Raw genomic sequence first — 25,800 nt, forward strand, 5'->3', positions numbered from 1 at the left:
CGTGGGGTTGTCAGCGCACCGCTCACCCCGGGTGGCTGGGGCGGCGGTGAGTGAGCAACCGCATCCGGGCCTCGTGGGGTTGCCAGCTCACCGCTCACCCGTCACTGCACGAAGCGCGGGCTCCAGACGCGTCCGGACGGCGTGACCCGCGTGGACGACGCGCCGATCAGCAGCAGGCACTTCATGTCGACCGTCTCGGGGTCGAGCTCGCCGAGCGTGGTGACCGTGAGGCTCTCCTCGGCACGGCCGACGTCGCGTCCGACGACCACCACGGTGTCGGGCGACTTGTGCTCCAGCAGCACTGCCCGTGCCTGCGCGACCTGCTCGGTGCGCGAGCGCGACCGGGGGTTGTACAGCGCGAGCACGAGGTCGGCCGCGGCCACGGCGCGGAGCCGCTGCTCGACGACCTCCCACGGCTTGAGCCGGTCGGAGAGGCTCATGACGGCGAAGTCCGCGCCGATCGGTGCTCCGGCGCGCGCGGCGACCGCCTGGACGGCCGAGATGCCGGGGACGACGCGCACGGCGACGTCGGCGTAGCGCGGGTCCTCCGCGGCCTCGAAGACGGCCGACGCCATGCCGAAGATGCCGGCGTCACCGCCCGACACGACGGCCACGCGCTCGCCGGCGAGCGCCAGCTCGAGGGCGTCACGAGCGCGGTCGACCTCCACCGTGTTGCCCGACGCGTGACGCACCAGGCCGGAGCGCTGGGGGACCCGCTCCACGTAGGGGCCGTAGCCGACGACGTGACCGACCTCGGCGAGCACCTGCGTGGCCTCGGGCGAGAGCCACGCGTCCGGCCCGGGGCCCAGGCCCACGACGACGACCTCGGCGTCCACGGCGGGCGTGACGGCCTCGGGTGCCGGGCTCTCGTAGCGCGCGACTCCGGGGCGGGTGTCGCCCGGAACGAGCACGATCGAGAAGTACGGCACGGTCTCGGGATCGACCTCGGCCACGGGCAGCACCCGCTCGGCGTCCATCGACGCGCGCTCGACGTACCAGGAGCCCTCGACGCGGCCGGCCTGCTCGAGGGCCGAGCGCACCTTCGCGAAGGTCCGGCCGAGCTTCATGATCACGGCGCCGTCGGTGTCCGCGAGGCGCCGGGCCAGCTCGGGCTCGGGCAGCGTCCCGGGCAGCACGGTCAGCACGTCGGTCTGCCGCACGAGCGGCAGGGCGGTGGTCGCGGTCGCCGCGGCGAAGGCCGGAACGCCGGCGACGACGTGCGTCTCGAACTCACCGTGGAGCCGGTCGTGCAGGTACATGAACGAGCCGTAGAGCATCGGGTCGCCCTCGGCCAGGACGACGACGTCGCGGCCGGCGGCGAGGTGCTCACGGACCCGACGCTCGCAGTCGGCGTAGAAGTCGGCCATCGCGCCGGCGTACCCGCCGGGATGGTCGCTGACCTGCGTCGTGACCGGGTAGACCAGCGCCTCCTCCGCGACGCCCGGGCGCAACAGGCCGGCGGCGATGCGGCGCGCGTTCGACTGCTTGCCGACGCCCTGGTGGTAGGCGATGACGTCCGCGGACTCGATGAGCCTGGCGGCCTTGAGGGTGATCAGCTCGGGGTCGCCGGGGCCCACGCCGACGCCGTACAGCCGCCCGGTCACTCGCGCTCCTGGGCGAGCGCGTTGAGGGCCGAGGCGGCCATCGCGGAGCCGCCGCGGCGCCCGGTGACGACGAGGTACGGGACGTCGAGTCCGGGCACGTCCGAGGCGAGGTCGATCAGGGCCTGCTTCGACTCCGCGGCGCCGATGAAGCCGACCGGCGTCCCGATGATCGCGGCGGGACGCGGGGCCCCGTCGCGCAGCATCTCGAGCAGGTGGAACAGGGCCGTCGGGGCGTTCCCGAACGCCACGACGGCGCCCTCGAGGTGCTCGGTCCACAGCGAGACCGCGGCGGCCGACCGGGTGGTCGACCACGCCTTGGCCAGCTCCGGGACCCGCTCGTCGCGCAGCAGGCACCGGACCTCGTTGTCGCGGGGGAGCCGAGCGCGGGTGACGCCCGAGGCCACCATGTGCGCGTCGGTGAGGATCGGCGCGCCCGACTCCAGCGCCGCGCGCGCGGCCGACACCAGCGCGGGGTGGATCACGAGGTCGCGGGCGAGGTCGGTCTGACCGCAGGCGTGGATCATCCGCACGGCGACCTTCTCGGCGCCCGCCGGCACGCCCGTCAGGTCGGCCTCGGCGCGGATCGTGGCGAACGAGTCGACGTAGATCTGGGCGCCGTCGGTCTCGTAGGCGTACCGGCGGGCGGGTGGGGCGAGGGTCATGCGTTCTCCAGGTCGGGGACGATCAGGGTGCGCCACGGCGTGATCACGACGAGCGGGGCGTCCAGCGCGAGGACGTCGTCCATCAGCCGCCGGTCGAGACGTCCGCCCGGTGCCGCCAGGTGCAGCGCGAGCCGGCCGTCGTCCTGCGTGATCCTGCCAAGCGGCGGCGGCTCGGCCGACACCCGGGTCTCGTCACGGCGTTCGTGGACGTGCCCTAGGAGGCCGGCTCCGGCGCCGGGCAGCTCGTCGACGTGCCACGGCGACTCGGGCTGGGCACCGGCGGCCGCGACGAACCTCCGGGCGAGGCCCGCGAGCGCCTCCGCGGCCTCCGCGACGGGCACGGCCGGACCCCACGCCGAACGCCCGGCACGGAGCTGCGCCTCGGTCGTCGAGACCGCCACGAGACCCAGGTCGAGGTCGCGGCCCGCGACGTCGCCGCGTCCGTCGTCGAGCACGAACAGGAAGCGACCGGCGAGCGCGGCGAGCATGGGATCGGCGCACAGACGCTCGTCCAGCTCGCGCACGGCAGGTCGCAGGTCGACGCGGCCTCCGACGATCCCGGTGAGGGGCGAGGCCATGATGTTGCGGACCCGCTCGTGCGAGGCCGACGGCATCAGGCCGGTCGCCATCACGGCATCGACGACGGCGTCGGGCAGGCAGCCGTCGTCGTGCGCGATGCCGCGGACCTGCAGGTTGGCTCGGGAGGTCAGGTGCACGGCGCCGTCCCCGTGCGACTCGGCGACCTCGTGCAGTCCGCGCAATGCGTCGGTCGTGAGGCGGCCGCCCGGCACTCGCACGCGCACCAGGGCGCCGTCGTCGGCGATCCAGGGGCGCAGCAGGCCGGGGCACAGGTCGCGGCGGGTCCGTTCGGTCACGCCGACATGGTGCCATCCGGCCCTGCCGCCGCACGTCCCGCCGCGGGACTGCTACGGTCGGCTCGCCAGTCAAACTCAGCGATGAGCCAGGGAACCCGGTGAGAGTCCGGGACTGACGCGCAGCGGTGAGGGTGACGGGCGGGGCACACAGCCACTGGACCGAGAGGTCTGGGAAGGCGCTCCGTCCGGTCGATCCCGAGTCCGAAGACCTGCTGGCCCTCACGGCAACCGCCGTCTGGTCCCACCGGGCTTCGCGAACGAGCCCCAGACCTCGAAGGATCACGCCCGTGCGTACCTCTGTCCGCCGTACCCTCGTCCTGCTCTCCGCAGGCCTGCTGACCCTCGGCGCCTGTGCGTCCGAGGACACCGATCCCGACCGCGCCTCCTCCGACGGCTACCCTCGCACCCTCGAGAACTGCGGCCGCACCACCACCGTCGAGTCCGCGCCGCAGCGCATCGTCTCACTGAACCAGGGCTCCACCGAGATCCTGCTGTCCCTCGGAGTGGCCGACCGGATGGCCGGCACCGGCACCTGGACCGACCCCGTCATGAACGGCCTGGAGGCCGAGAACGCGAAGGTCGAGCGGCTCGCCGACAGCGCCCCCTCGATGGAGCGGGTCCTGCAGACCGAGCCCGACCTCGTGACCGCCTCGTTCGCCAGCACGCTGGGCAAGGGCGGCGTCGGCACGGCGGGCGCGTTCGCCGACCTCGGCGTGCCCACGTACCTGTCGCCCGCCGAGTGCGAGGGCAAGGACAACGAGGGCGACGACGACGGCGCCCGGACCGGTGTCCTCGAGATCGACGCGATCTACCGCGAGATCACCGAGCTGGCCGAGCTGCTCGACGTGGAGGACCGTGGCGACGAGCTGGTCTCGTCGCTGCAGGACCGCGTCGCGGCCGCCTCCGCGAAGGCCCCGGAGGACGACGTCAGCGTCCTGTACTGGTTCGCGAACGCCGAGTCGCCCTACCTCGCCGGCTGCTGCGGCGGTCCCGGCATCATCACCCGGGCGCTCGGCCTGGAGAACGTCTTCGACGACACCAAGGCCGAGTGGCCGCAGGTGGGCTGGGAGACCGTCGCGGAGCGCGACCCCGACGTCCTCGTGATCGGCGACCTCACCCGCAAGAGCCAGACGGCCGAGTCTGCGCAGGCCAAGATCGAGTTCCTCGAGTCCAACCCCGTCACGCGCGAGATGACGGCGGTCAGGAACCGGCGCTACGTCGCGCTCTCGGGCGCCGCGCTGAACCCCTCGATCCGCACCGTCGAGGGCCTCGAGCAGGTCGCCGACGCGCTGGCCGAGTTCGGCCTGTCGCAGTGACGGTCACCCGGCGCGCCTGGATCCTGGGCTCGGCCGGGGTGGCGGTGCTGGTCGCGTCGGTGTGCGTCGCGGTGACCATCGGCCCCTCGGACGTCGGTCCGCGGTCCGTGCTGTCCCTGGCCTGGTCGCGGGCCATCGGCGGCGAGTCCGGGCTGACCCGCATCCAGGAGGGCATCGTCTGGAACCTGCGCCTGCCCCGCACGCTGCTCGCCGCGGCGTGCGGGGCCGGCCTGGCCGTCTGCGGCGTCATCCTGCAGTCGCTGCTGCGCAACCCGCTGGCCGACCCGTTCGTCCTCGGCGTCTCGTCCGGCGCCTCCACCGGAGCGGTCTCGATCGTCGTGCTCGGCGTCGGCGCGGGGACGATCGGCCTGGCGGGAGGCGCCTTCGTGGGCGCGATGGGCGCGTTCCTGCTGGTGCTCGTGCTCGCCGCGGCGGCGGGCGGGACCACCGACCGTGTCGTGCTGGCCGGCGTCGCGGCGACGCAGCTGTTCTCGGCGCTGACCTCGTTCATCGTCTTCACCGCCGCCGACGCCGAGCAGACCCGCGGCGTGCTGTTCTGGCTGCTCGGCTCGCTCGGCAGCGCCTCGTGGACCGACGTCGCGGTCGTGGGCTCGACGGTGGCGCTCGCCGTGGTCGCGTGCCTGCTGCTGGCGTCGACCCTGGACGCGTTCGCGTTCGGCCAGGACAGCGCCGCCGCCCTCGGCGTCGACGTGGGCCGCGCCCGGATCATCCTGCTCGTGATCACCGCACTGACCACGGCGGTCATCGTCAGCACGTCCGGTGCCATCGGGTTCGTCGGGCTCGTCCTGCCGCACGTGGCCCGCGCGATGGTGGGCGTGAACCATCGCCGGATGCTGCCGCTCGCGGCGATCAGCGGCGCCGTGTTCCTCGTGTGGGTCGACACGGCCGCCCGCACCATCATCGATCCGCAGGAGCTCCCCGTCGGCGTGGCCACGGCGCTGCTCGGCGTGCCGGCGTTCGCCCTGGTCCTGCTGCGTCGGAGGTCCCGCGCATGAGCCTCAGCGCCTCCTCCGTGTCCTGGGCGGTCCGCGACCGCCTGATCGTCGACGGCGTCAGCATCGACGCGGCGCCCGGCTCGATGGTCGGGCTGCTCGGGCCCAACGGGTCGGGCAAGTCGAGCCTGCTGCGGCTGCTCGCCGGGCTGCGGGCCCCCTCGTCCGGGGTGGTCCGGCTGGGCGACGACGACCTCGCGACCCTGCGGCGGCGTCACGTCGCCCAGCGCGTCGGCGTGGTCGAGCAGGAGTCCGCGACGGACACCGACCCGCTCGTCCGCGACGTCATCGAGCTCGGCCGGATCCCGCACCGGCGCTCGTGGCAGCCCGCGGGGGAGCACGACGTCGACGCCGTACGCCGTGCGGCCGCGGCGACCGGCGTGCTCGAGCGACTGGAGCAGCCCTACGCGACCCTCTCCGGCGGCGAGCGCCAGCGGGTGCAGATCGCGCGGGCGCTGGCCCAGGACCCCGAGGTGCTGCTGCTCGACGAGCCCACCAACCACCTCGACGTCCGTCACCAGCTCGAGGTGCTGCGGCTCGTCCGCGACGCCGAGGTCACCGCCGTGGCCGCCCTGCACGACCTCAACCTCGCGGCGGCCTACTGCGACGAGGTGGTGGTCCTGGCCGAGGGCCGCGTCGTGGCCTCCGGCACACCCACCGCGGTCATCACCGAGGACCTCGTCGCCGACGTCTACGGCGTCACCGCGTTCGTGGAGCCGCACCCCGTCACCGGGGCCCTGACGGTGGTGTGGCAGCCATGACCGTCCTCGTCCACGTCGCCACCACCCTGTCGGACGCCGCGCGCCAAGGCGTGCTGCGCCGCGCCGCCACGGAGGCGGGCGCCCGGATCGCGTTCCTGCAGGGCGCCGAGCCGACCTTGGTCCGCGTGCTCGACGAGCTGCACGGCGAGGGCGTGCGCGAGCTGCGTCTCGAGCCCGTCTCCACGGACGACCTCGCGTTCGCTCGCTCGTGGGTGGGACGCGTGGCGGGGCACTGGCTCCGCGCGCAGGTCGACCCGCCGATCCTGCACTTCGGTGACCGGACCATCACGGGCCGCGAGGCCGCCCTGACGTCCTCGGCCTGGAATGCCCCTCCGGCCCACCGGCACCACCTGCTGCTGTGCCGCGGACCGCGCTGCAGCGCCCACGGGTCCGACGACACCTACCGCGCCCTCGTCATGGCCCTCGTGCAGGAGGGCCTCACGGACTCCGACGTCCTCATGGCCCAGACCGGCTGCCTGTTCCCGTGCAACCACGGACCCGTGGCCGTCGTCCACCCCGAGGGCGCCTGGTACGGCCCCGTCGGACCCGACGACGCCGTCCGGCTCGTGCGCGAGCACCTCGCCGCCGGCCGACCCCTCGACGACCTCCGCATCCCCGGCACCACCGCGCCACCCGAAGGAGCAGCATGACCCGCATCGCCCTCATGTCCACGTCCGACACCGACCTCCTGTCGGCCCGCGCCAGCGGCGCCGCCTACTCGTGGGCGAACCCCGCCCGGGTGACCGACGACCGCCGCGACGCGCTGGTGGACGAGGCCGACCTGGTCGTCCTGCGCGTCCTGGGCTCACCGGAGGACGTCCGCGACGTCGCCGCCCTCGTGCGCGAGCGGGGCCGTCCGCTCGTCGTGCTCGGTGGCGAGCGGCTCCCGAACGCGGCCCTCATGGAGCTGTCGACCGCGCCGATCGGCGTGTGCGCCGAGGCCCACCGCTACCTCGCCGAGGGCGGCGCCGAGAACCTGCGCCAGCTGCACGCCTTCCTGTCCGACACCGTCCTGCTCACGGGCGAGGGCTTCGAGCCGCCCGCCGTGCTGCCCGAATGGGGCGTGAGCGAGCGCGCCACGCCCGCCACCGAGGGCCTCCCGCGCGTCGGCATCCTCTACTACCGGGCGCACGAGGTGAGCGGGAACCAGAGGTTCGCGCACGAGCTCGCGGAGGCGATCGACGCGACAGGCCGTGGCACCGGCGTCCCGATCTTCGTCTCGTCCCTGCGCGCCGCCGCCGACGACCTGTTCGACGAGCTCGCGACCCTCGACGCCATCGTCGTCACGGTGCTGGCCGCCGGCGGGTCCAAGCCCGCGACCGCGAGCGCCGGCGGGGACGACGAGGCGTGGGACGTCGAGCGGCTGCGCGCCCTCGACGTGCCCGTCCTGCAGGCACTTGCGCTGACCTCGACGCGCGAGGAGTGGGAGGCCTCCGACGACGGCGTCACGCCGATCGACTCGGCCACGCAGATCGCCATCCCCGAGTTCGACGGGCGCCTCATCACGGTGCCGTTCTCGTTCAAGGAGGTCGACGACGACGGCCTGCCGCGCTACGAGACCGATCCGGAGCGCTGCGCACGGGTGGCCGGCATCGCGGTCAACCACGCCCGGCTCCGGTTCGTGCCGCCGGCCGAGCGCAGGGTCGCCCTCGTGCTGTCGGCGTACCCGACGAAGCACAGCCGGATCGGCAACGCGGTTGGCCTCGACACCCCCGTGTCGGCGATCCGCCTGCTGCGGCAGCTCCGCGACGCCGGCTACGACCTCGGCGCGCCGGGCGAGATCCCCGGCGTCGACCCACTGCCGCCCGTGGAGGGTGAGGAGCCGGACACCACGTCGGGCAACGCGCTCATCCACGCGCTCATCGAGGCCGGCGGCCAGGACGAGGAGTGGCTGACGCAGGCCCAGCTCAGCAGCTCGCACGTGCGCATCAGCCGCGACGACTACCTGCGCTGGACCGCCGACCTCCCGGCCGCGCTGCGCGACGAGATGGTCGAGACCTGGGGCGAGGCGCCGGGATCGCTGTTCGTCGACGACGACGGCGACATCGTGCTGGCCACCCTGCGCGCGGGCAACGTCGTCATCCTCATCCAGCCGCCGCGCGGCTTCGGCGAGAACCCGGTCGCGATCTACCACGATCCCGACATGCCGCCCTCGCACCACTACCTCGCGGCGTACCGCTGGCTGGAGCACGGCTTCGGGGCCGACGCCGTGGTGCACCTCGGCAAGCACGGGTCGATGGAGTGGCTGCCGGGCAAGAACGCCGCGCTGTCGGCCGCCTGTGCGACGGACGCCGCGATCGGCAGCATGCCGCTGATCTACCCGTTCCTGGTCAACGACCCGGGCGAGGGCGCGCAGGCCAAGCGGCGCGCGCACGCGACGATCGTCGACCACCTCGTCCCGCCGATGGCGCGCGCCGAGGGCTACGGCGACATCGCGAAGCTGGAGCAGCTGCTCGACGAGTACGCGAACGTGGCCGCGATGGACCCGCCGAAGCTGCCGGCCATCCGCCAGCAGATCTGGACACTCATGCAGTCCGCGCAGATGCACCGCGACCTCGGCCTCGACGAGCGACCCGGCGACGAGGAGTTCGACGACTTCCTGCTGCACGTCGACGGCTGGCTGTGCGAGATCAAGGACGTCCAGATCCGCGACGGCCTGCACGTGCTGGGGCAGGCGCCCGAGGGCGAGGCGCGGGTGAACCTCGTGCTCGCCGTGCTGCGCGCCACACAGGTGTGGGGTGGCCAGGAGAAGGCGCTGCCGGGACTGCGCGCGGCGCTGGGCCTGGCGGAGGACGCCCCCCTGCCCGAGGTCGACGCCGTCGAGGCCCAGGCCCGCGGTCTCGTCGAGACCATGGAGAAGTCGGGCTGGGACCCGGCCGCGATCGACACGGTGCACGACGACCCGATCGTGCAGGCCGTGCTGCGCTTCGCGGCCGAGCAGGTCGTCCCGCGGCTCGCGGCCACCACCGACGAGCTGACCAACATCCTGCGCGCGCTGGACGGCCGGTTCATCCAGGCCGGACCGTCGGGCTCGCCGCTGCGCGGCCTCGTGAACGTGCTGCCGACCGGCCGGAACTTCTACACGGTCGATCCCCGCGCCGTGCCCTCGCGGCTGGCCTGGGACACGGGTCAGGCGATGGCCGAGTCGCTCGTCGCCCGGCACCTCGAGGACACGGGGGAGTACCCGCGCTCGGTCGGGCTGTCCGTCTGGGGCACCTCCGCGATGCGCACGTCCGGCGACGACATCGCCGAGGTCCTGGCACTGCTGGGCGTCCGGCCCACGTGGGATCCCGCGTCGCGCCGCGTCAACGGCCTGGAGGTCATCGACCTCGCCGAGCTGGGGCGCCCGCGGATCGACGTCACGGTGCGCATCTCCGGGTTCTTCCGCGATGCGTTCCCGCACGTCATCGAGATCCTCGACGACGCGGTGCGGCTCGTGGCCGACCTCGACGAGCCCGAGGAGTCCAACTACGTGCGGGCCCACACGGCGCAGGACCTCGCGGAGCACGGCGACCACCGCCGTGCCACGACCCGCATCTTCGGCTCGAAGCCCGGCTCGTACGGCGCCGGCATCCTGCAGGTCGTCGAGTCGGGCACGTGGCGCGACGACGCCGACCTCGCCGAGGTCTACACGGCGTGGGGCGGCTTCGCCTACGGCCGCGACCTCGACGGCGTCGCCGCCAGCGACGACATGCGCACGAGCTACCGCCGCATCGCGGTGGCCGCGAAGAACATCGACTCGCGCGAGCACGACATCGCCGACTCCGACGACTACTTCCAGTACCACGGCGGCATGATCGCCACGGTCCGCGCGCTGACCGGCACCGAGCCGAAGGCGTACGTCGGCGACTCCACCACCCCCGACGCGGTGCGCACCCGCACGCTGCAGGAGGAGACGAACCGCGTCTTCCGCTCGCGCGTCGTCAACCCGCGCTGGATCTCCGCGATGCAGCGCCACGGGTACAAGGGTGCGTTCGAGCTGGCGGCGACGGTGGACTACCTGTTCGGCTTCGACGCCACGGCGGGGGTCGTGCACGACTGGATGTACGAGTCCCTGGCGAAGGAGTACGTGCTCGACGAGACGAACCAGGAGTTCATGCGGCGCTCCAACCCGTGGGCCCTGCGCGGCATCGTCGAGCGGCTCAACGAGGCCGCCGACCGCGGCCTGTGGGAGGAGCCCGATCCCGAGGTCATGGCCGAGATGGCGCGCGTCTACCTGGAGGTCGAGGGCGACCTGGAGGACGACGCGTGACGCGGCGGCTCGCGCTCGTCGGACTCGGGCCGGGCGACCCCGACCTGCTGACGGCGCAGGCGGCCCGGGTGCTCAACGAGGTCGACCACCTGCTCGTCGCCGACAAGACCGCGCAGCACCCCGGCACGGCCGACCTCATCGCCATGCGCGAGGAGATCTGCCGCCGCCACGTGCGCGGACCGTGGCATCTCGTGGCGGTGCCCGACCCGGAGCGCGACCGCGACGACCCGACCGACTACGCCGGTGCCGTGCGCGACTGGCACGAGGCGCGCGCGATCGCGTTCGAGGCAACGCTGCTGGAGCACCCGGGGGACGCGGCGATCCTGGTCTGGGGCGACCCGTCGCTCTACGACTCGGCGATCCGGCTCGCCGACCGCATCGAGGAGCGCGGGGTCGTCGACGTCGAGGTCGAGGTCGTGCCCGGACTCAGCAGCGTGCAGCTGCTCGCCGCGCGGCACCGGCTCGTGCTCAACGCCGTCGGCGGCCCGATCACCATCACCACCGGCCGGCGCCTGCTGGAGGACGCGACCGCCGGGGACAACCTCGTGGTGATGCTCGACGGGTCGCTGACGTGCCGGCGCCTGCCGGAGCGCGCGGCCTGGAACGTCTGGTGGGGCGCCAACCTGGGATCGGCGGACGAGGTCGTGGTCGCCGGCCGGCTCGACCGCGTCGTCGAGGAGATCGCGGCCAGGCGTGCGGAGGCCCGGGCCGCCCGCGGCTGGGTCATGGACACGTACCTGCTGCGCCGGGCCTGACTCAGTCCCACGTCCGCAGCGAGGGCCGGTACGTCAGCTCGACGGTGCGGTCGTCGAGCACGCGGTGCTCCAGCAGCTCGAGGTCGAAGTCCTCGGCGTCGGCCAGCACGGGCCGCTCGCCCGTGCGCCCGGTCAGCACCGGGAACACCGTCAGCTGCACCACGTCGACGAGCCCCGCCGCCATGAGGTCGCGGTTCAGGCCGAGACTGCCGTGGGAGCGCAGCGGCACGTCGGACTCCTCCTTCAGCCGCGCCACGACCTCGGCAGCGTCGCCGCGAGCCACGGTGACGTCGGGCCCGTCGAGGTCGCCGTCCAGCGTCGACGAGACGACCGTGGTGGGCATCCGGCGCATCCGTCCGACCCACGTGTCGTCGAGCTCGGGGTACCGGTCGGTGGACAGCATCTCGACGAACTCACGGAAGGTCGTGGCGCCGAGCACCATCCGGACGTCCGACGCGTAGAGCTCCTCGCGGCGCCGCAGCAGTTCGGGACCCTGCCGGCCCCAGTACCCGCCCCAGTCGCCCGGCGGCCGGTACGAGCCGTAGCCGTCCACGCTGGCGAACACGTCGAAGGTGTAGGTCGCGGTCATGCTGCCTCCCCGCCTCGGCCCCTTTCTCCGAGTGTCCACCGCAGGCGTCGATCCGGCCAGCACCGCGTGACAGCATGGGCCCATGCCCGATCCCCGCGTCGTCGCCGTCAGCCGGGACGACCGGCACCGCTTCAGCAAGGTGCCGGTCGAGTCCATCACGCTCGTCGAGGGCCACGGGGTCGAGGGTGACGCCCACGCCGGCGCCTTCGTGAAGCACCGGTCGCGCGTGCGGAAGGACCCCCGGCAGCCCAACCTGCGCCAGGTGCACCTGATCCACGCCGAGCTGTTCGACGAGGCCCGCGCGATGGGGCACGAGCTGACCGCCGGCGACCTCGGCGAGAACGTGCTGACCGAGGGCGTCGACCTGCTCGGCCTGCCCACCGGGACGCTGCTCGACCTCGGCGGCCCGGTCGTGCGGATCACCGGCCTGCGCAACCCCTGCGTGCAGATCAACCGCTTCCAGCCCGGACTCATCAAGGTGGTGCTGGCCAAGGCGGACGGCACGCCCGCCTCGCGACCCGCCCCGCCCACCGGCTCCGCGGGCGCCTCGGCACCCGTGGTCCGCAAGGCCGGCGTGATGGCCGTCGTCGAGCGCGGGGGAGAGGTGCGCCCCGGCACCGCGGTCACCATCACGCTGCCGGCCGAGCCGCACACGCCACTCCAGCCGGTCTGACCTCCGCCCGTCCCGAGATTTGCTCCACTTTCCACGTTTCAGACGTGCCGAAAGGTGGAAATCGGAGCAAATCTCGGGGCGCTGGCTAGTCGTCGGCGAGGCGCGCGGGGAAGCCGCCGGTCGAGATCGGGCCCCAGGACGTGGGCGTGATCCGGATCAGGCTCTTGCCCTGGTCGAGCATCGCCTGCCGGTACTCGTCCCAGTCGGAGTGCTCGCCGGAGATGTTCCGGAAGTACTCGACGAACGCGTCCAGCGCGTCGGGCACGTCGAGCACCTCGGCCGTGCCGTTGACCTGCACCCACGCGTCGTTCCACTCGTCCGACAGCACGACCACGCTGACCTCGGGGTCGCGGCGCGCGTTGTGCGTCTTCGCCCGCTCGGGATAGGTGGAGATCACGAGCCGTCCGGAGTCGTCGACCCCGCCGGTGACCGGCGAGGCCTGCGGGCTGCCGTCGGAGCGTCGCGTGAGCAGGATGAACCGGTGACGCGGCCGGACGAAGTCGAGCAGCTCGTCGAGGCCGACACGGGTGTTGGTGGCGATCGAGCGGGGCATGGACTCACGCTACGCCGCGGGGATGATGGGGGCATGGTCGAAGCTCCCGTCCTCGCCGCGAGCGCCGTCGTGCTCGACGACGAGGGTCGCGTCCTGCTGGTGCGCCGTGCGCACGACCCGGGGCGCGGGCAGTGGTCCGTCCCGGGCGGCCGGGTCGAGCCGGGGGAGACGCTCGAGGAGGCGTGCACCCGCGAGGTGCTGGAGGAGACCGGCTACGTCGTCGAGGTCGGGCCCGAGCTCTGGACCGCGCACGTGCCGATCGGCGACGGCCGCGACTACGAGATCCACGACTTCGCGGCGACGGTCGTGTCGGGCCGGCTCGTGGCGGGTGACGACGCCGATGACGCGGGCTGGTTCAGCCTCGACGAGATGGCGGCACTGCCGATGGTCGACGACCTGCTGGACCTGCTGCGCTCAGCCCGCGCGTGAGATCGTGAACGCGCACAGGAACCCGATCGTCGCCAGGAGCCCCGCGTACAGGTGCGTGCGCTCGAACGCCTCGGGGATCATCGTGTCCGCCACCATCGCCAGGATCGCGCCCGCCGCCACGGCCGTGATGGCGGCGATCGTGGTGGGGGAGGCGCCCTCCAGCAGCAGGCACCCGGCCATGGCCGCCAGCCCGCTCGCCACCGCGATGCCGCCCCACACCCCGAAGACGTAGCGGGCCGAGCGGCCCTTGCGCTTCATGCCGGCGGCGCTCGACAGCCCCTCGGGCAGGTTCGAGACGAAGATCGCCGCCAGCACGGGAACCCCGACGCCGCCCCCGCCCACGAGGGACAGCCCGAGGACGACCGACTCCGGGATGCCGTCGAGCAGCGCGCCGATGGCGATCGCCGTGCCGCTGCCCGACTGCTCCTCCTCGGACGACTGCTGAGCACCCGACCGCTTCCGGTGGCGGGCGCCGTACCGGGCCAGCACGAGGTTGGCCGCGACGTAGGCGAGTGCGCCTGCGAGGAAGCCGAGCACGGTGGGCCGGAGCCCGCCCAGCTGCTCGGCCTCGTCGACCAGGTCGAAGGACAGGGCCGAGATGAGGACGCCGGCGCCGAACGCCATCACCGATGCGACCACACGGCGCGGCACGGGCACGAGCCACGCGACCGCCGCACCGATCACCAGCGCACCGCCCGCCACCAGGCCCCACAGGCCCGCCTCCACCCCGATCGGCATGTCCATCCCCTGATCGTGTCAGTCCGGAGGCACCGACGCAGGTCACGACGGGCCGATGCGGGTGCATCATGAGAGGGACGCCGAGGAGGTGGACGCATGTCCGTCGACTACTACGTCGCGTGGTGGAACGTGGAGAACCTCTTCGACGAGGAGAAGGCTCCCGCGACCCGGCGCACCGAGAAGGTCCGGCGGGTCCTCGGGAACGACCTCAGGGGCTGGACGCGCACGCTCCGCAACCGCAAGATCGACCAGCTCGCGTCGGTGATCGCCCAGATGAACGACGGTGCCGGACCCGATCTGCTGGGCGTGTGCGAAGTGGAGAACCGCTTCGTCCTCAACCTGCTGGTGGCCAACGTCGAGAAGCGTCTTCCGGGGCGGCACTACGGCATCGCCCACGCCGACACCGACGACGCGCGCGGCATCGACGTGGCGTTCCTCTACGACACGGGGCTGTTCGAGGTGCCCGCCGACGAGACGTTCTTCCACGTCGTCATGCGCCGCAACGCCACGCGCGAGATCGTGCAGGTCAACTTCCGCACCCGCCACGGCGCTCGCACGTGGGCCGTCTTCGGCAACCACTGGCCGTCGCGGAGCGGGGGCCAGTACGAGTCGGCCGGCTACCGCGACATCGCGGGTGAGACCCTCGCCTACTTCCACGAGCGGGTGCTGGAGGTGCACGGACCGGAGACCCCCGTGCTGGCGCTGGGCGACTTCAACGACGAGCCGTTCGACGTCTCGCTCGTCACGCACGCGCTCAGCACCCGCCAGCGCAACCGCGTGCTCAACGCCGACGTCCCGCTGCTGTGGAACCTCGCCTGGCCGCTGCTCGGCGGCCGCGGCGGCCAGCCGGACGGCAGCTTCTACTGGCAGAACCAGCCGAACCTGCTCGACCAGGTGCTGGTGAACCGGGCGATGGCGGCCGACGGACCGCTGCGCGTCGACGAGGAGTCGGTGCGGATCCTGCGCTTCCCCGGCACGGCGGACGAGGGACAGTACCCCCGGCCGGTCCCGTTCGGCGGGATGGGCCACCCGGTCGACAAGCAGGGGTTCTCGGACCACTTCCCGATCGCGCTGCGGGTGACAGAGGAGGACTGACGGGGCTCAGCCCTTGCCCTTGCCCTTCGACTTCCCCTTGGCCTTGCCGTTGTTCTTGCCCTTGCCCTGGTTGCCGCTGGACTTCGCGGCGCCGCTGCCGCCGCTCGTGGCCTTCGGCGCCGTCGCGGCGTTCGTGACGACCGGCGCAACCGCCACGGAGACCAGGATCGTGGCGCCGTCGGGCAGCCGGCCGGTCTTGTCGAGTGCGACGACCTCGCCGGTGTCCCCGGCCCGCGTGACATCCGCGCGCTTCACGGCGAAGCCGCGCCGCTCGAGCGCCGCCGCGACGTCGGCGAACGGCTTGCCGATGAGGCTCTTGGCGGTGATCCGCACCTTGCCGGACGCAACCGAGAGCGTGACCGGGCTGCTCTCGGAGCCCTCCGCGCCGGGGGCGGGGGACTGCTCCACGACCTCGCCCTCGGGCGTGTTCGCGACGTCGACGACCTTCGTGCGGGCGGTGAGTCCCGCCTCGTCGATCCGGCTCGTCGCGTCGGCTGCCTGCATCCCCACGACGTCGGGCACGAGCGGCGGCCCGCCGAACATCAGCTGGCGTCCTCCGAGCAGTGCGGCCACGAGCACGATCACGCCGACCGACGCGTAGGCGACCCGCGGGCGGCGGCTCCGGTGAGGGGCGACGGCACGGACGGCCGAGGTCGGCAGCGGGATGGGGTCCGTGGCGACGTCGCGGCTCGGGTGGGGCTCCTCGAAGCGCTCGGGCAGGTCGATCGATCCCGCCGCGCCGATGCGGGACGCAGCAGACGCGACCTCGGCCGCGGTGGACGGGCGGTCGGCCGGGTCCTTCGCCGTGAGCGATCGGACGAGACCGGCCACGTCCTCGGGCACGCTGGGCCCGAGATCCGGCAGCTCGTCGTGCAGCTGGGCCATCGCCGTGCCGATGTGCGTCTCGCGGCGGAACGGTGAAGTGCCGGTGAGGCAGTGGAACGCCACGACGCCGAGCGCGTACAGGTCGGACTGCGGGGTGGCGAGGCGGCCGCGCACCTGCTCGGGACTCATGTAGTCGGTCGTGCCGACGAGGGACCCGGTGTCGGTGAGCGGCTCGCTGGTGTCGGTGCGGGCGATGCCGAAGTCGACGAGAACCGTGCGGCCCTCGGGGGTCAGCATGATGTTCGCGGGCTTGAGGTCGCGGTGGACGATGCCGGCGTCGTGCGCGGCCTGGAGGCCCTCGGCGACCTGCTGCACGACCGACATCACCTGGTCGGGCGCCATCGGCCCGCGCTCCTTGAGCAGCTGGCCCAGCGAGTGCCCCTCGACGTACTGCATGACGATGAAGGTCGCACCGTCCTCGGGGGAGTCGTCCTCCGCGAAGTCGAAGACCTGCGCGACGCCCGGGTGGTGGATCGAGGCGGCCAGGTGGGCCTCGCTGCGCATCCGCGCGCGGTTGACCTCGTCGTCCTCCGTGCCGGGCCTGAGCACCTTGATGGCCACGGTGCGGCCGAGGCGCGTGTCGGTGGCTCGGTAGACCGAGCCCATGCCGCCGGTGCCGACGACCTCGTCGAGGGCATAGCGCTGCATCAGGGTCTGGGTCACCAGTCCACGGTAGGTCGGATTCGCCGACTTCGCGGCCCGAGTGATGAAGCGCACGGGCTCGCGAGGACTCTCGCTCACGCTGTCGGGACTAGGATTTCCGGGCGTCCGCACCCCGTCCCCGGATGCACGGAACGGAACCCCCATGACCTCCTCCGCGCCCTCGCGCGTGCCCGAGACCGGACGCGTCCCCACGGTCCGCGCCGCGCTCGCCTCGCCGCGCCTGCTGCGCACCGAGGTGCTGGCCGGGCTGGTGGTCGCGCTGGCGCTGATCCCCGAGGCGATCGCCTTCTCGATCATCGCGGGCGTCGACCCCGAGGTCGGCCTGTTCGCCTCGTTCACGATGGCCGTCACGACGGCGATCCTCGGCGGCCGTCCCGCGATGATCTCCGCGGCCACGGGCGCCGTCGCGCTGGTCGTCGCGCCGGTCATGCGTGAGCACGGCTACGACCACCTCATCGCCACCGTGATCCTGGGCGGCCTCATCCAGGTCGCGCTGGCGTTCGCCGGCGTCGCCCGGCTCATGCGCTTCATCCCGCGGTCGGTGATGGTCGGCTTCGTCAACTCGCTGGCGATCCTCGTGCTGATGGCGCAGGTGCCGCACCTGATCGGCGTGCCGGGGCTCGTCTACCCGATGGTGGCCGCCGGCGTGGCCATCATCGTGCTGCTGCCGCGACTCACCCGGGCGATCCCGTCGCCGCTCGTCGCGATCACCGTCCTGACCGCGGTCGCCGTGACGATGTCGCTCGGCGTGCCGACCGTGGGGGACGAGGGCGAGCTGCCCAGCAGCCTGCCGTCACTGTTCACGCCCGACGTCCCGCTGAGCCTCGAGACGCTGCGGATCATCGGCCCGTACGCGCTGGCGATGGCGCTCGTCGGCCTGATGGAGTCCCTGCTGACGGCCAAGCTCGTGGACGACATCACCGACACCCACTCGAACAAGACGCGCGAGTCGTGGGCGCAGGGCGTCGCCAACGTCGTCACCGGTCTGTTCGGCGGCATGGGCGGCTGCGCCGTGGTCGGCCAGACGATGGTCAACGTGAAGGTCTCGGGCGCTCGCACGCGGCTGTCCACGTTCCTCGCCGGTGTCTTCCTGCTCGTGCTGGTGGTCGGCCTCGGCGACGTCGTCGCGACGATCCCCATGGCCGCGCTCGTCGCGGTGATGATCATGGTCTCGGTGGCGGCGTTCGACTGGCACAGCATCACGCCGGCCACCCTGCGCCGGCTCCCGCCCAGCGAGACCTTCGTGATGGTCGTGACCGTCGCCGTCGTCGTGGCCACGGGCAACCTCGCGATCGGCGTCATCGCCGGTGTCCTGGTCGCGTCGGTGATGTTCGTGCGCCGGGTCGCCCACTTCACCGAGGTGGTCGACGTCGCGCACCCCGACCCGGACACCCGGGTCTACAAGGTCAGGGGCGAGCTGTTCTTCGCGTCCAGCAACGACCTCGTCTACCAGTTCGACTACGCGGGCGACCCGCCGAACATCGTCATCGACCTGTCCGAGTCGCACGTCTGGGACGCGTCGAGCGTGGCCGCGCTCGACGCGATCGAGACCAAGTACGCGGCGAAGGGCAAGACCGTGCGCATCGAGGGCCTGAACGAGGCCAGCCTCGAGCGGCACCGCCGACTGGCCGGCCACCTCGACGCGGGGGACTGAGCGGCGCTAGCCCCGGCCGACCATCCGCGGACCCGACAGGCGGCGCTCCAGCCGATCGGCCTCCCGCTTGATCGGGCGGGCCACGTACTGGCCGAGGATGACGCCGGCGGCCAGGGCGAGGGCGGTCGCCAGGGCGGAGGCGAGCTCGAGCACGCCGTCGTGGCCCTGCGCGAGCAGCGCGAGCCCCCGGTAGACCTCGAGGCCGGGGAGCAGGGGCACGATCGCGGGCACCACGACGACCAGCGGCGGCACCCGGAACCGGCCGGCGGCGAGGTGGCACACCGCGCCGATCACGACCGCGGCCACCGCCGACCCCCACGTGCGCCCGACGGCGGTGCTGTTGACCGACAGCAGCACCGCCTGGCCGAGCCCGCCCACCAGCGCCACCGCCACGAGGGCGCGCCACGGGGCGTAGGAGGCGAACGCGAAGCCCGATGCCGCGAGGGCCGCTCCGACGACGATCACCCCGGCCTCGGCGATGCCGGCGGCGCCGACCTCGAGGTCGACGAGCCCCACCCCGAGCAGGTCGCCCACCGTGAGCCCCGCGCCCACGCCCGCGATGATCCCCATCGTGTTCAGGAACGCGTCGATGACGCGGGCCGACGCCGTCACCGGGAAGCCGGTCAGCGCGTCCTGCGTGGCGCCCAGGATGCCCACGCCCGCCAGCAGCATGACGATGCCCGACGTGACGACGCGGGACGGATCCGCCTCGATCGAGGTGGCCGACGCGAGCACCGCGATCATCGTCGCGACGAACCCGCCCGCCGCCTGCTGGTAGAACGTCGGGATGCGGTGCGGCGGGAGCAGACGCTGCGTGGCGTCGATGCCGCACGCGGCGATGAACGCCAGCGCGCAGATGACCGGCCCGCCACCCAGGGTGAGCGCGATCCCCGTGCCCATGACGCCCCAACCGAGCGTCACGGCCCAGCGCGGCCGGCTGTGGCCGGTCGACACGATCCGGGCGACGCGGTCGCGGGCCTCGTCCCGGGTGATGCGGCCGGCCACGAGCTCGGTCACCGCCTGGTCGACCTCCACGAGATTCGCGTAGTCGACCGGCCGTCGGTTGACCCGGCGCACCTGGATCGCGGCGGGCTCGTCCCGACTCGGCTGGTGCCGCAGCGTGAGGTCGACGAAGGTCACGTCGGCCGAGACGTTGCGCACGCCGCAGGCCCGCGTGACCTCGAGCATCGTGGCCGACACGTCCGCGGCGCCGGCTCCGGAGGACAGCAGCACCTCGCCGATCCGCAGGGCCAGGTCGAGCGCCTCGTAGGCCTCGCGGCGCTCGCTCATGCGAAGCGTTCGAGGAACAGCGCCTCCGCCAATGCCATGGACGCGATCTCCCGCGGGTCGACGCTCTCGTTGGGGGCGTGGATCAGGGCCTGCGGCTCCTCGACGCCCATGAGGAAGATCTCCGCCTCGGGGTAGAGCTCGTCGAACACGTTGCACAGCGGGATCGAGCCACCCTGGCCCAGGTGCGTCATCTCGACCCCGTACGCCTCGTGCATGGCCGACGCCATGGCCCGATACGCCGGCCCGTCGGTGGCGGCCCGGAAGGGCGAGCCCGTCGCCTCGGTCTCGACGGTGCAGTGCACGCCCCACGGGACGGCGGCCTTCAGGTGCGCGACGAGTCCGGCCTCGGCCTCGGCGGGGTCGACGCCGGGCGGGATGCGCAGGTTGAGGCGAGCGGCCGCCTTCGGAACGATCGCCGCGGCCGAGCCGATCACCGGCGGGCAGTCGATGCCCAGGATCGTCACCGCGGGCCGCGCCCAGAGCATGTCCGAGACCGTGCCGTCGCCCAGCAGCGACACCCCGTCCAGCACGCCCGCGTCCGAGCGGAACTGCTCGGGCGGATAGGGCGCACCCGTCCACTCCTGCCCGCTGTCGAGACCGTCGACGGTGGTGTTGCCCTCCTCGTCGCGCAGGCTCGCGAGCGTGGCCACGAGCGCCGCGAGGGCGTCGGGCGCGGCGCCGCCGAACATCCCGGAGTGGATCTCCGACGTCGCCGACTCGAGGGTGACCACGACGTTGACCATGCCGCGCAGGCTCACGGTCGCCGCCGGACGGCCCACCGCCGCGTTGCCCGTGTCGCACACGAGGATCGCGTCCGCGCGGAACAGGTCGGGGTTCGCCTCGACGAACCCCTCGAGACCGCCGGTGCCCTGCTCCTCCGAGCCCTCGACCACGAGCCGGAGGTCGACCCCCAGGTCGTCGCCGATCGCCCGCAGAGCCGCGAGGTGCATGACGATGTTGCCCTTGCAGTCGGCGGTGCCCCGGCCGTACCAGCGCCCGCCGGACTCGGTCAGCTCGAACGGGGGAGTGCGCCAGTCGGCCTCGTTCCCGGGCGGCTGCACGTCGTAGTGGGCGTACAGCAGGACCGTCGGGGCGTCCTCCCGCGCGGACGGTCGGGTGCCGACCACCGCGTGGCTGCCGTCGGCCGTCTCCTCGAGCCGGGCGTCGGCGAAGCCGAGTGCCTCGAACCGTGCGCGCACCCACTCCGCCGTGCGCCCACACTCCTCGGGCGGGAACTGGCGGGGGTCGGCCACCGAACGGAGCGCGACGAGCTCGGTCAGCTCGTCGCGCACCGAGGGCATGAGGGCATCGATGCGCTGGCGCAGGTCCATGGATCAGTCTCCGATGTGGTCGTCGGTCTTGAGGTCCTCCACGTACGAGCGGAAGTCCTCGAGCTCGTCGGGGCAGTAGACCTCCATGACGAGCAGCTGGCCCTGGACGGCCCGGCTGTCGGCGATCACCGGCCGGGCGCCCGGGCCCGTGGCCCCGTTCGTCAGCAGCGAGGCGAGCGTCGCCCGGCGGAGGGCGTCGTTCGGGTTCTCGCACGTCGCGCCGCCGTCGTCGCCGAAGACCCGGACGATCATGTCCCGGTCGGGCGTACGGGCTGCGCCCGCGTCGACGAACGCCTCGATCAGCTGGTCGGCCTTCTCCTGCGCGCGGTTCGACTCGCGCGCCTCGCTGAAGGTCAGCACGGCGACCACCGCCGCGATGCCGAGCAGGACGCAGGCCGTGATGTAGATCCACGACCGCTCGCGCTTCGTCTGCGACTCCCGGTGTGTGCTCATGACTCGACCACCTCTTCAGGCTGGGGCTGCTTCCACGACGGCTTGCGGAAGCGGTAGAACAGGAACGGCACCAGCAGGCCCAGGCCGAGCGCGCCGCCGCCCACGATGAGGAAGTAGACGCCGGAGCTGCCCGAGGCGAACTGCGACGGCGGGATGAAGCCGACCAGCAGGGCCGCCAGCGAGGCCGCGAAGCCCACGCCGCACAGTCCCACCAGCATCGGGGCGCGGTAGCCGCGCGGGTGGTCGGGCTCCTTGCGACGCAGCTGCACCGCGGCGACGAACATCAGCAGGTACATGATCAGGTACACCTGCGTCGTGATCACCGAGAAGATCCAGTACGCGCTGGAGACGTCGGGGATCAGCGCGTAGGCCAGGCCGATCACCGTGGTGACGAGGCCCTGGACCACGAGGATGTTCTGCTGCACGCCGTTCTTGTTGAGCTTCTGCAGAAACGGCGGGAGGTAGCCCTCCTGCCGCGAGATCAGCAACAGGCCCTTCGACGGTCCGGCCAGCCACGTCAGCATGCCGCCGAGCGAGGCGGTGACCAGCATGATGCCGACGATCGGGGTGAGCCACTGCCAGCCGAAGTTCGCGAAGACCGCGTCGAACGCCTGCATGACGCCGGCGGTGAGCGAGAGCTCCTCGGCGGGCACGATCCACGCGATCGCGAGCGCCGGCAGGATGAAGATCGTCAGCACGAGGCCCATCGCCAGGAACATGGCCTTCGGGAACTCCTTGGCGGGGTTCTTCAGCGACCCGACGTGCACCGCGTTCATCTCCATCCCGGAGTACGACAGGAAGTTGTTGACGATCAGCACGAGGCTGGACAGTCCGGCCCACGCGGGCAGCAGGTGGTCCGACGTCATCGGCGCGGCCGACTCGTTGCCCTGGCCGAGGAACACCACGCCCAGCAGCACCAGCACGACGCCGGGCACGAGCGTGCCGATGATGAGGCCGCCGCTGGCCAGGCCCGCGACGCCCTTCGTGCCGCGCGCCGAGACCCAGACGCCCGACCAGTACACGACGATGATGACCGCGGCGGTCCAGACGCCGCTGCTGGCCAGGGCGGGGTTGAAGACGTAGGCCAGCGTGCTGGCCACGAACCCCAGCAGGCTCGGGTAGTAGAAGATCGTCATCGCGAACTGGCACCAGACGGCGAGGAAGCCCATCGGCTTGGACAGGCCCTCCGACACCCACTTGTAGATGCCGCCCTCCCAGCCGGACGCCAGCTCGGCCGAGACCAGCGAGGTCGGCAGGAGGAAGACGATCGCCGGGAGCAGGTACAGGAAGACGCAGGCGAGACCGTAGACCGCCATGGTCGGGGCCGCGCGCAGGCTGGCCACCGAGCTGGTGGTCATCATCGCCAGCGCGATCCAGGAGATCCACTGGTGCGTGCTCGCGCGACTCGTGGCCGCGCGCACGCGGGAGCCGCCGCCCTCCGCGGAGAGGTCCGCGGTGGTCATGAGGTGCCTCGAGGTACTGCGAGGGTGAACATGTGCTCCTCCGTCCGTGCAGCCGTCAGCCGGCTGGTGGTCCGAGTCTCACGCCGCGGCGGGCGAGGCGGCCTCACCCCTGGCGGGTGATCAGTGGACGACGGCGAGGCCGCGGTCAGTGGCGTTGAGGCGCCGCCCGCCGGTGGCGGTGACCGTCACGATGTCCTCGATCCGCACGCCGAACCGCCCGGGCAGGTAGATCCCGGGCTCGACCGAGAAGCACATGCCCTCGACGAGCGGCTGCGTCTCGCCCTCGATCATGTACGGCGGCTCGTGGGTGGTCGTGCCGATGCCGTGCCCGGTGCGGTGGATGAACCGCTCGCCGTACCCGGCGTCGGTGATCACCTTCCGGGCTGCGCGGTCGATCTCCTGGCACGGCACGCCCGGGGCCACCGCCTCGACGCCGGCCTGCTGGGCCTGGCGGACGACTTCGTGCACCTCGCGCACGAGGGCCGACGGCTCGCCGACCGACACGGTGCGGCTGGTGTCCGACCCGTACCCGTGCACGAGGCCACCGAAGTCGAGGACGATTGCGTCGCCCTCCTCGATGGTTCGGTCGCCCGCCTCGTGGTGGGGGTTGGCGCCGTTGGGACCCGAGCCGACGACCGTGAAGTCGACCTGCTCGTGCCCGAAGTCGCGCAGCAGCCGGGCGAGGTCGGCGGCGACCTCGGTCTCGCGACGTCCCGCGAAGCGCACCTTCAGGATCTCGCCGTAGGTCGCGTCGGCGGCGGCGCCCGCCGCGGCGAGCCGGGCCACCTCGGCCTCGTCCTTCACCGCGCGCAGCATCGGCAGCGCCTGGGTGAAGGAGCGGTAGGCCACGCCGGGAGCGGCGTCCTGCAGGCCCAGCAGGTGCATCGCCCAGGCGGAGTCGGAGATCGCCAGCATCCGGGTGCCGCCGAGGAGGCCGGCCGCGACGGAGAACGGGTCCTGCCCGTCGGTCCAGTCGACGAGATCCAGGGCGGAGGCGGCGGCGCAGCCCTCGGCGTCGGGGCGCTCGAGGGTCGGCACCACGAGGGTGGGCTCGCGGTCGGCCGTCAGCACGAGGGTGGTGAGCCGCTCCGTGATCGCCGTGGGCCGGTACCCGGTCAGCCAGACGAGCTCGGGGCCCGGCATCACCAGCAGACCGTCGAGGCCGGCGGCCTGCGCCGACTCGACCGCGTGGCGCATCCGCGCGGCGAGGTCGTCGGCCGTGAACGGGGTCGGTGTCGTGCTCATCGGGTCGCCTCCGCCGCGCCCGAGGCCGTGGTCGGCAGCGTGTGGGTGATCGCGGCGGCCGAGGCGACCGCGTCGTCCACGGTGCCGCGGGCCGCCCGGTGCTTGGCGATGACGAGTGCCATCAGCACGCCGAGGAAGCTGAGGACGGCCATCAGCCACGACGCGGCGGCCAGGCCGTCGGCCAGCGCCTCCGCCTGCCCGGCGCCGTCGTCGGTGCGGTTGCCGATCACCGTGCCGTACACCGTCGCGGCCAGGGCGGTGGCGACGGCCGCGCCCACGTAGCGGGCCATGTTCGAGACACCCGACGCCCCGCCCACCTGGCTCTGGGGCACCGAGGCGGTCGCCGCCGACGAGGCCGGGCCGTTCGACAGGCCCATGCCCACCGCGATCGCGACGAGCGGCAGCAGGAACGCCACGTACCGCCAGTCCGACTGGACGAAGCCCACGATGACGAAGCCCACCGTCGTGAGCACGAACCCGACCCCGATCGTCTGCCGGCCGCCGAACTTCGCGGCCAGCTTCGGCACCAGCGGGGCGACGACGACCAGGCCCACCGTCGCCGGCAGGGTCGCCAGGCCGGCCTGGAGCGGGCTGAAGTCGAGCGTCGACGGGTCCTGGAAGTAGAGGCTCAGCAGGTACATCAGGCCGTTGATCGTGCCGGCACCGATGAGAATCGCGATCGTCGAGCCGACGAGCACGCGGTTCCGCAGCAGCGCGAGGTCCAGCAGCGGCACGGCCACCCGCTTCTCCACGACGATGAACGCCCAGCCGGCGGCGATCGAGATCGCGAAGCAGCCGAGCGTGGCGGGGGAGAGCCAGCCCCAGTCGCTGCTCTCGGTCACCGCGAGGATCAGCGGCGTCAGCGTCGCGGCGATCAGCACGGTGCCGGCGTAGTCGATCGACCGCGGCCGGTCGGGGTCGCGCGACTCGGCGACCGTGACGAAGGTCAGCAGCATGCACAGCACGGCCACCGCGGCGTCGATCCAGAACAGCCCCTGCCACCCGGTGATGTCCACCAGGACGCCACCGAGCAGCGGTCCCGCCGCTGCTCCGACCGCCGCCGCGGCGCCCCACAGGGAGACCGCCCTGAGCTGTGCCTCGTCCTCGTTCGCCACCGAGAGCAGACTCAGGCCGCACGCCAGGATCGTGGCCCCGGCGGCGCCCTGGATCACGCGCCCCGCGATGACCATCCCACCGGACTCCGCCAGCGCGATGAGCACGCACGAGACGACGAACAGCAGCAGGCCCAGCTGGAAGACGCGCTTGCGACCGAAGACGTCGCCCAGCGAGCCCGAGGTCACGATGACCGCGGCGCCCACGAGCGAGTACCCGGTGACGGCCCACTGCAGCGTCGTGACCGACGTCCCGGTGTCCTCCGAGATCGCCGGCAGCAGGATGCTCACCGCCGAGGTGTTGGCGTTCACCACGAGGGTGGAGATGCACGTGGCGGCGAGCACGCCGCCGGCACGACTGGTCGACGGTGCGGTGCGGCTCATCCGAT

23 protein-coding genes and 1 riboswitch are annotated in these 25,800 nt (G+C 72.9%); of the genes, 10 read left to right on the forward strand and 13 right to left on the reverse strand.

Annotated elements, in window-relative coordinates; translation table 11 throughout:
• Positions 1–101: 101 nt before the first annotated feature.
• From ACGWYL_RS13760 to ACGWYL_RS13770, 3 genes are read right to left on the reverse strand one after another with little or no spacing between them, the layout of a single operon-like run.
• Positions 102–1,604, reverse strand: a complete 1,503-nt coding sequence (locus tag ACGWYL_RS13760) for a precorrin-2 C(20)-methyltransferase (protein WP_395487468.1) — start codon at positions 1,602–1,604, stop codon at positions 102–104.
• Complete coding sequence (locus ACGWYL_RS13765; RefSeq protein WP_179424405.1) at positions 1,601–2,266, reverse strand: precorrin-8X methylmutase; 666 nt, start codon at positions 2,264–2,266, stop codon at positions 1,601–1,603. Before ACGWYL_RS13765 ends, ACGWYL_RS13760 begins: the two co-directional genes overlap by 4 nt.
• Positions 2,263–3,141, reverse strand: a complete 879-nt coding sequence (locus ACGWYL_RS13770) for a nitrite reductase (RefSeq protein ID WP_395487469.1) — start codon at positions 3,139–3,141, stop codon at positions 2,263–2,265. The genes ACGWYL_RS13765 and ACGWYL_RS13770 overlap by 4 nt, the downstream gene beginning before the upstream one ends.
• Before the next feature lie 49 nt (positions 3,142–3,190).
• A riboswitch (cobalamin riboswitch) is annotated at positions 3,191–3,373 on the forward strand.
• A gap of 55 nt (positions 3,374–3,428) precedes the next feature.
• Here ACGWYL_RS13770 and ACGWYL_RS13775 point away from each other — a divergent pair.
• Genes ACGWYL_RS13775 through cobF form a run of 6 tightly spaced genes read left to right on the forward strand, consistent with a single transcriptional unit; the run spans position 3,429 to position 11,238 of the window.
• Positions 3,429–4,457 (forward strand): ABC transporter substrate-binding protein, encoded by a 1,029-nt coding sequence (locus ACGWYL_RS13775; RefSeq protein WP_395487470.1) that lies wholly within the window; start codon positions 3,429–3,431, stop codon positions 4,455–4,457.
• Positions 4,454–5,473 carry an iron ABC transporter permease gene (locus ACGWYL_RS13780; protein ID WP_269302134.1) on the forward strand — a complete coding sequence of 340 codons (1,020 nt, stop codon included), beginning with the start codon at positions 4,454–4,456 and terminating at the stop codon, positions 5,471–5,473. The genes ACGWYL_RS13775 and ACGWYL_RS13780 overlap by 4 nt, the downstream gene beginning before the upstream one ends.
• A complete protein-coding gene (locus ACGWYL_RS13785; protein ID WP_269302135.1) occupies positions 5,470–6,231 on the forward strand; it encodes an ABC transporter ATP-binding protein in 762 nt (253 codons plus the stop codon). The genes ACGWYL_RS13780 and ACGWYL_RS13785 overlap by 4 nt, the downstream gene beginning before the upstream one ends.
• Positions 6,228–6,881, forward strand: a complete 654-nt coding sequence (locus ACGWYL_RS13790; protein WP_395487471.1) for a (2Fe-2S) ferredoxin domain-containing protein — start codon at positions 6,228–6,230, stop codon at positions 6,879–6,881. Before ACGWYL_RS13785 ends, ACGWYL_RS13790 begins: the two co-directional genes overlap by 4 nt.
• The gene (gene cobN / locus ACGWYL_RS13795) at positions 6,878–10,483 is read left to right on the forward strand and encodes a cobaltochelatase subunit CobN (protein ID WP_395487472.1); all 3,606 of its coding nucleotides are present in this window, start codon (positions 6,878–6,880) and stop codon (positions 10,481–10,483) included. The genes ACGWYL_RS13790 and cobN overlap by 4 nt, the downstream gene beginning before the upstream one ends.
• A complete protein-coding gene (gene cobF, locus ACGWYL_RS13800; RefSeq protein WP_179424399.1) occupies positions 10,480–11,238 on the forward strand; it encodes a precorrin-6A synthase (deacetylating) in 759 nt (252 codons plus the stop codon). The genes cobN and cobF overlap by 4 nt, the downstream gene beginning before the upstream one ends.
• Before the next feature lies 1 nt (position 11,239).
• On the opposite strand, the gene ACGWYL_RS13805 is transcribed toward cobF, so the two are convergent.
• Complete coding sequence (locus tag ACGWYL_RS13805; protein WP_395487473.1) at positions 11,240–11,827, reverse strand: dihydrofolate reductase family protein; 588 nt, start codon at positions 11,825–11,827, stop codon at positions 11,240–11,242.
• 82 nt (positions 11,828–11,909) lie between these two features.
• Between ACGWYL_RS13805 and ACGWYL_RS13810 the strand changes: the two genes are divergently transcribed.
• Positions 11,910–12,500 (forward strand): MOSC domain-containing protein, encoded by a 591-nt coding sequence (locus ACGWYL_RS13810; protein WP_395487474.1) that lies wholly within the window; start codon positions 11,910–11,912, stop codon positions 12,498–12,500.
• Positions 12,501–12,585: 85 nt separating this feature from the next.
• Here ACGWYL_RS13810 and ACGWYL_RS13815 read toward each other — a convergent pair whose 3' ends face one another.
• Positions 12,586–13,053 carry a PPOX class F420-dependent oxidoreductase gene (locus ACGWYL_RS13815; RefSeq protein WP_269302147.1) on the reverse strand — a complete coding sequence of 156 codons (468 nt, stop codon included), beginning with the start codon at positions 13,051–13,053 and terminating at the stop codon, positions 12,586–12,588.
• Positions 13,054–13,086: 33 nt separating this feature from the next.
• Between ACGWYL_RS13815 and ACGWYL_RS13820 the strand changes: the two genes are divergently transcribed.
• Positions 13,087–13,482, forward strand: a complete 396-nt coding sequence (locus tag ACGWYL_RS13820) for an NUDIX hydrolase (RefSeq protein ID WP_395487475.1) — start codon at positions 13,087–13,089, stop codon at positions 13,480–13,482.
• Here ACGWYL_RS13820 and ACGWYL_RS13825 read toward each other — a convergent pair.
• Entirely contained in the window at positions 13,468–14,226 is a 759-nt protein-coding gene (locus tag ACGWYL_RS13825) for a ZIP family metal transporter (RefSeq protein WP_395487476.1), read from the reverse strand. The two genes, ACGWYL_RS13820 and ACGWYL_RS13825, sit on opposite strands and share 15 nt — an antisense overlap.
• Before the next feature lie 90 nt (positions 14,227–14,316).
• Between ACGWYL_RS13825 and ACGWYL_RS13830 the strand changes: the two genes are divergently transcribed.
• Entirely contained in the window at positions 14,317–15,315 is a 999-nt protein-coding gene (locus ACGWYL_RS13830; protein ID WP_395487477.1) for an endonuclease/exonuclease/phosphatase family protein, read from the forward strand.
• Positions 15,316–15,321: 6 nt separating this feature from the next.
• On the opposite strand, the gene ACGWYL_RS13835 is transcribed toward ACGWYL_RS13830, so the two are convergent.
• Complete coding sequence (locus ACGWYL_RS13835; RefSeq protein ID WP_395487478.1) at positions 15,322–16,863, reverse strand: protein kinase; 1,542 nt, start codon at positions 16,861–16,863, stop codon at positions 15,322–15,324.
• A 142-nt stretch (positions 16,864–17,005) separates the two neighbouring features.
• On the opposite strand from ACGWYL_RS13835, the gene ACGWYL_RS13840 reads away from it, so the two are divergent.
• The gene (locus ACGWYL_RS13840) at positions 17,006–18,517 is read left to right on the forward strand and encodes a SulP family inorganic anion transporter (RefSeq protein WP_395487479.1); all 1,512 of its coding nucleotides are present in this window, start codon (positions 17,006–17,008) and stop codon (positions 18,515–18,517) included.
• A 6-nt stretch (positions 18,518–18,523) separates the two neighbouring features.
• Here ACGWYL_RS13840 and ACGWYL_RS13845 read toward each other — a convergent pair whose 3' ends face one another.
• From ACGWYL_RS13845 to ACGWYL_RS13870, 6 genes are all read right to left on the reverse strand, one after another.
• Positions 18,524–19,807, reverse strand: coding sequence for a threonine/serine exporter ThrE family protein (locus tag ACGWYL_RS13845; protein ID WP_395487480.1), 1,284 nt, complete (start codon positions 19,805–19,807; stop codon positions 18,524–18,526).
• On the reverse strand, positions 19,804–21,138 hold the full coding sequence (locus tag ACGWYL_RS13850) for a dipeptidase (protein ID WP_395487481.1): 1,335 nt from the start codon (positions 21,136–21,138) through the stop codon (positions 19,804–19,806). The genes ACGWYL_RS13845 and ACGWYL_RS13850 overlap by 4 nt, the downstream gene beginning before the upstream one ends.
• Before the next feature lie 3 nt (positions 21,139–21,141).
• Positions 21,142–21,591: a hypothetical protein gene (locus ACGWYL_RS13855; RefSeq protein WP_179424389.1), complete on the reverse strand. Its 450-nt coding sequence runs from the start codon at positions 21,589–21,591 to the stop codon at positions 21,142–21,144.
• Entirely contained in the window at positions 21,588–23,054 is a 1,467-nt protein-coding gene (locus ACGWYL_RS13860) for an APC family permease (protein ID WP_179424388.1), read from the reverse strand. The genes ACGWYL_RS13855 and ACGWYL_RS13860 overlap by 4 nt, the downstream gene beginning before the upstream one ends.
• Before the next feature lie 120 nt (positions 23,055–23,174).
• Entirely contained in the window at positions 23,175–24,299 is a 1,125-nt protein-coding gene (locus tag ACGWYL_RS13865) for an aminopeptidase P family protein (RefSeq protein WP_395487483.1), read from the reverse strand.
• On the reverse strand, positions 24,296–25,795 hold the full coding sequence (locus ACGWYL_RS13870; RefSeq protein ID WP_179424386.1) for an MFS transporter: 1,500 nt from the start codon (positions 25,793–25,795) through the stop codon (positions 24,296–24,298). Before ACGWYL_RS13870 ends, ACGWYL_RS13865 begins: the two co-directional genes overlap by 4 nt.
• Positions 25,796–25,800: the final 5 nt, after the last annotated feature.

It is taken from the genome of Aeromicrobium sp. JJY06, assembly GCF_044069275.1.
Classification (GTDB): domain Bacteria; phylum Actinomycetota; class Actinomycetes; order Propionibacteriales; family Nocardioidaceae; genus Aeromicrobium; species Aeromicrobium tamlense.

What these genes read in the sequence shown, in the direction of transcription:
- ACGWYL_RS13765 (WP_179424405.1), bottom strand. Translation starts at nt 2,266, where the DNA reads ATGACCCTCGCCCCACCCGCCCGCCGGTACGCCTACGAGACCGACGGC.
- ACGWYL_RS13785 (WP_269302135.1), top strand. Translation starts at nt 5,470, where the DNA reads ATGAGCCTCAGCGCCTCCTCCGTGTCCTGGGCGGTCCGCGACCGCCTG.
- ACGWYL_RS13790 (WP_395487471.1), top strand. Translation starts at nt 6,228, where the DNA reads ATGACCGTCCTCGTCCACGTCGCCACCACCCTGTCGGACGCCGCGCGC.
- cobN (WP_395487472.1), top strand. Translation starts at nt 6,878, where the DNA reads ATGACCCGCATCGCCCTCATGTCCACGTCCGACACCGACCTCCTGTCG.
- ACGWYL_RS13805 (WP_395487473.1), bottom strand. Translation starts at nt 11,827, where the DNA reads ATGACCGCGACCTACACCTTCGACGTGTTCGCCAGCGTGGACGGCTAC.
- ACGWYL_RS13810 (WP_395487474.1), top strand. Translation starts at nt 11,910, where the DNA reads ATGCCCGATCCCCGCGTCGTCGCCGTCAGCCGGGACGACCGGCACCGC.
- ACGWYL_RS13815 (WP_269302147.1), bottom strand. Translation starts at nt 13,053, where the DNA reads ATGCCCCGCTCGATCGCCACCAACACCCGTGTCGGCCTCGACGAGCTG.
- ACGWYL_RS13820 (WP_395487475.1), top strand. Translation starts at nt 13,087, where the DNA reads ATGGTCGAAGCTCCCGTCCTCGCCGCGAGCGCCGTCGTGCTCGACGAC.
- ACGWYL_RS13825 (WP_395487476.1), bottom strand. Translation starts at nt 14,226, where the DNA reads ATGGACATGCCGATCGGGGTGGAGGCGGGCCTGTGGGGCCTGGTGGCG.
- ACGWYL_RS13830 (WP_395487477.1), top strand. Translation starts at nt 14,317, where the DNA reads ATGTCCGTCGACTACTACGTCGCGTGGTGGAACGTGGAGAACCTCTTC.
- ACGWYL_RS13840 (WP_395487479.1), top strand. Translation starts at nt 17,006, where the DNA reads ATGACCTCCTCCGCGCCCTCGCGCGTGCCCGAGACCGGACGCGTCCCC.
- ACGWYL_RS13845 (WP_395487480.1), bottom strand. Translation starts at nt 19,807, where the DNA reads ATGAGCGAGCGCCGCGAGGCCTACGAGGCGCTCGACCTGGCCCTGCGG.
- ACGWYL_RS13850 (WP_395487481.1), bottom strand. Translation starts at nt 21,138, where the DNA reads ATGGACCTGCGCCAGCGCATCGATGCCCTCATGCCCTCGGTGCGCGAC.
- ACGWYL_RS13855 (WP_179424389.1), bottom strand. Translation starts at nt 21,591, where the DNA reads ATGAGCACACACCGGGAGTCGCAGACGAAGCGCGAGCGGTCGTGGATC.
- ACGWYL_RS13860 (WP_179424388.1), bottom strand. Translation starts at nt 23,054, where the DNA reads ATGACCACCGCGGACCTCTCCGCGGAGGGCGGCGGCTCCCGCGTGCGC.
- ACGWYL_RS13865 (WP_395487483.1), bottom strand. Translation starts at nt 24,299, where the DNA reads ATGAGCACGACACCGACCCCGTTCACGGCCGACGACCTCGCCGCGCGG.
- ACGWYL_RS13870 (WP_179424386.1), bottom strand. Translation starts at nt 25,795, where the DNA reads ATGAGCCGCACCGCACCGTCGACCAGTCGTGCCGGCGGCGTGCTCGCC.